At 63.5% G+C, this 2,334-nt stretch carries 1 protein-coding gene and 1 pseudogene; both read right to left on the bottom strand.

The genetic code is table 11. From position 1 onward, the window contains the following. Positions 1–281, bottom strand: a pseudogene (locus NKG99_RS35650) (ABC transporter ATP-binding protein); the annotation flags it as partial. Beyond that, the gene (locus tag NKG99_RS35655; protein WP_352874151.1) at positions 278–2,164 is read right to left on the bottom strand and encodes an ABC transporter ATP-binding protein; all 1,887 of its coding nucleotides are present in this window, start codon (positions 2,162–2,164) and stop codon (positions 278–280) included. The gene NKG99_RS35655 and the pseudogene NKG99_RS35650, both read right to left, overlap by 4 nt. Positions 2,165–2,334 lie beyond the last annotated feature (170 nt).

Raw genomic sequence — 2,334 nt, forward strand, 5'->3', positions numbered from 1 at the left:
ATAACCCCATATCCGGCCCGGCCCACACCCAACAAGCACCCCAGGGGGCGGGGGGGGTGGTGGGGGTCGTCATTCCCCACTGCTCCCCCGACGAAGTAGAACAGGCCGGCCTCGACCAGCGGCGCGATGCCGCCGATCACCAGCATCGCGAAGAAGGCGAACTTTGCCTGGCCGACATAGTGCCAGAGAAAGCCGCCGACGCTGGTCGGTGGCCGAAGGCTGGCTGGCTCCCTGAACGGGTAGACCCAGTTCTCGAACCAGCGATAGACGGCAGTCATCATTCGGCAGCTTGGCCCTTTGCAAGTGCGTCATTGGCGACATCGGTCGGGACGTCCTCAAGCAGGAACCCGCCCGATTGGCGCTGCCAGAGCTGCGCGTAGAGCCCGCCTTGGGCGACGAGTTCCTCGTGCGAACCTTCCTCGATGACACGGCCCTTGTCCATCACCACCAGCCTGTCCATCGCCGCGATGGTCGACAGCCGGTGCGCGATGGCGATGACGGTCTTGCCTTGCATGAGCTTGTAGAGATTCTCCTGGATCGCCGCCTCGGCTTCGGAATCAAGCGCCGAGGTCGCTTCGTCAAGGATAAGTATAGGTGCGTCCTTCAACATAACGCGAGCGATGGCGATGCGTTGCCGCTGGCCGCCGGACAATTTGACACCGCGATCGCCGACATGGGCATCGAAGCCCTTGCGGTCGCTGGCGTCCGAAAGCCCTGATATGAAATCCAGCGCCTCGGCGCGCCGCGCTGCCTCGACAAGCATCTCTTCCGAGGCATCGGGCCGGCCATAGAGGATGTTCTCGCGCACCGAACGATGCAGCAGCGATGTGTCCTGCGTCACCATGCCGATCTGGGCGCGCAGCGAATCCTGCGTCACATCGGCGATTTCCTGGCCGTCGATCAGGATCTTTCCGCTCTCCAGGTCGTAGAAACGCAGCAGGAGATTGACCAGCGTCGACTTGCCGGCGCCCGAACGGCCGACGATACCGACCTTTTCGCCCGGCTTCACCGCCAGCGACAGGTTCTCGATCACCCCTTTCCGCTTGCCGTAGTGGAAGCGGATATCCTCGAAGCGTATCTCGCCCCTGGAAACGGTGATGTCCTTCGCCCCCGGCCGGTCCTCGACCAGGCGCGGCAACGAGATCGAGGCGATGCCGTCCTGCACCGTGCCGATATTCTCGAACAGGCCCGACATTTCCCACATGATCCATTGCGACATGCCCCATAACCTGAGCACCAGCCCGATGACCACGGCGACCGCGCCGATCGTCACCGACTGCCCGAGCCACAGCCACAGCGCCATCGCCGTGACCGAAAACAGCAGCAGCGAATTCATGATGTAGAGCAGGCCGAAAAGCACCGTCACCAGCCGCATCGACCGGTAGACGGTCTGCAGGAAGCCGGACATGCCTTCCCGCGCGAACGACGCTTCGCGGCGTGCATGGCTGAACAGCTTGACCGTCTGTATGTTGGAGTAGCTGTCGACGACACGGCCGGTCATGGTCGAGCGCGCATTGGCCTGCTCCTCGCCGACCTTGCCCAGCTTCGGGATGAAATAGCGCAGCAACAGGATGTAGCCGACCAGCCAGACGCCGAGCGGCGCGGCCAGCCGCCAGTCGGCCGAACCGACGATGACCAGCATGCCAAGGAAATAGACGATGACGTAGTTCAGGACATCGATCAGCTTGATGACGCATTCGCGCACGGCGAGCGCCGTCTGCATCAGCTTGGTGGCGATGCGGCCGGCGAACTCGTCCTGGTAGAAGCTCATCGACTGCTTGAGCAGGTAGCGGTGCACCTGCCAGCGGATGCGCATGGGATAGTTGCCCATCAGCGTCTGCTGGTTGAGAAGCGAATGCAGCCATACAGTGCCCGGCAGCGCGAACAGCACGATGAAGGCCATGCCGGCAAGCTTCCAGGCTTCCGTCTGCAGGAAGGTTTCGCGATTCTGACCCGACAGCCAGTCGACGATGCGGCCGAGGAAGCCGAACATCCACACTTCCGCGATCGCGATCGCCGTCACCAGCACCGCGTCGAGAAGGATATAGGGCCACGCGCCGCGCGTATAATGCACGCAGAAGGCTACCAGCGTCCTGGGCGGCTCGACCGGTTCCGCCGCGGGGAACGGATCGAGCCGTCTTTCAAACCAGCTAAACAACAACATGGCTCATGCTCACAAATCTGTCTTCCGCCTATGCGGCGCGCGAACGTACGAAGTCGCCGGAACGCATGGCGCCGAGGGGCCCGCGGCGGGGCAAAGAAACGCCCCGGCGCCCAGACAGCGCGCAAAATTAGGGGGGCGGGGGGTTTTGCGCACCGGGGGCGCGCCGCCCC

Origin of the sequence: Mesorhizobium sp. M1409 (genome assembly GCF_040317535.1) — a bacterium.
Lineage (GTDB): Bacteria > Pseudomonadota > Alphaproteobacteria > Rhizobiales > Rhizobiaceae > Mesorhizobium.

Bases quoted from the DNA above. Each gene is read 5' to 3' on its own strand.
- NKG99_RS35655 (WP_352874151.1), bottom strand. From the start codon at position 2,164: ATGTTGTTGTTTAGCTGGTTTGAAAGACGGCTCGATCCGTTCCCCGCG.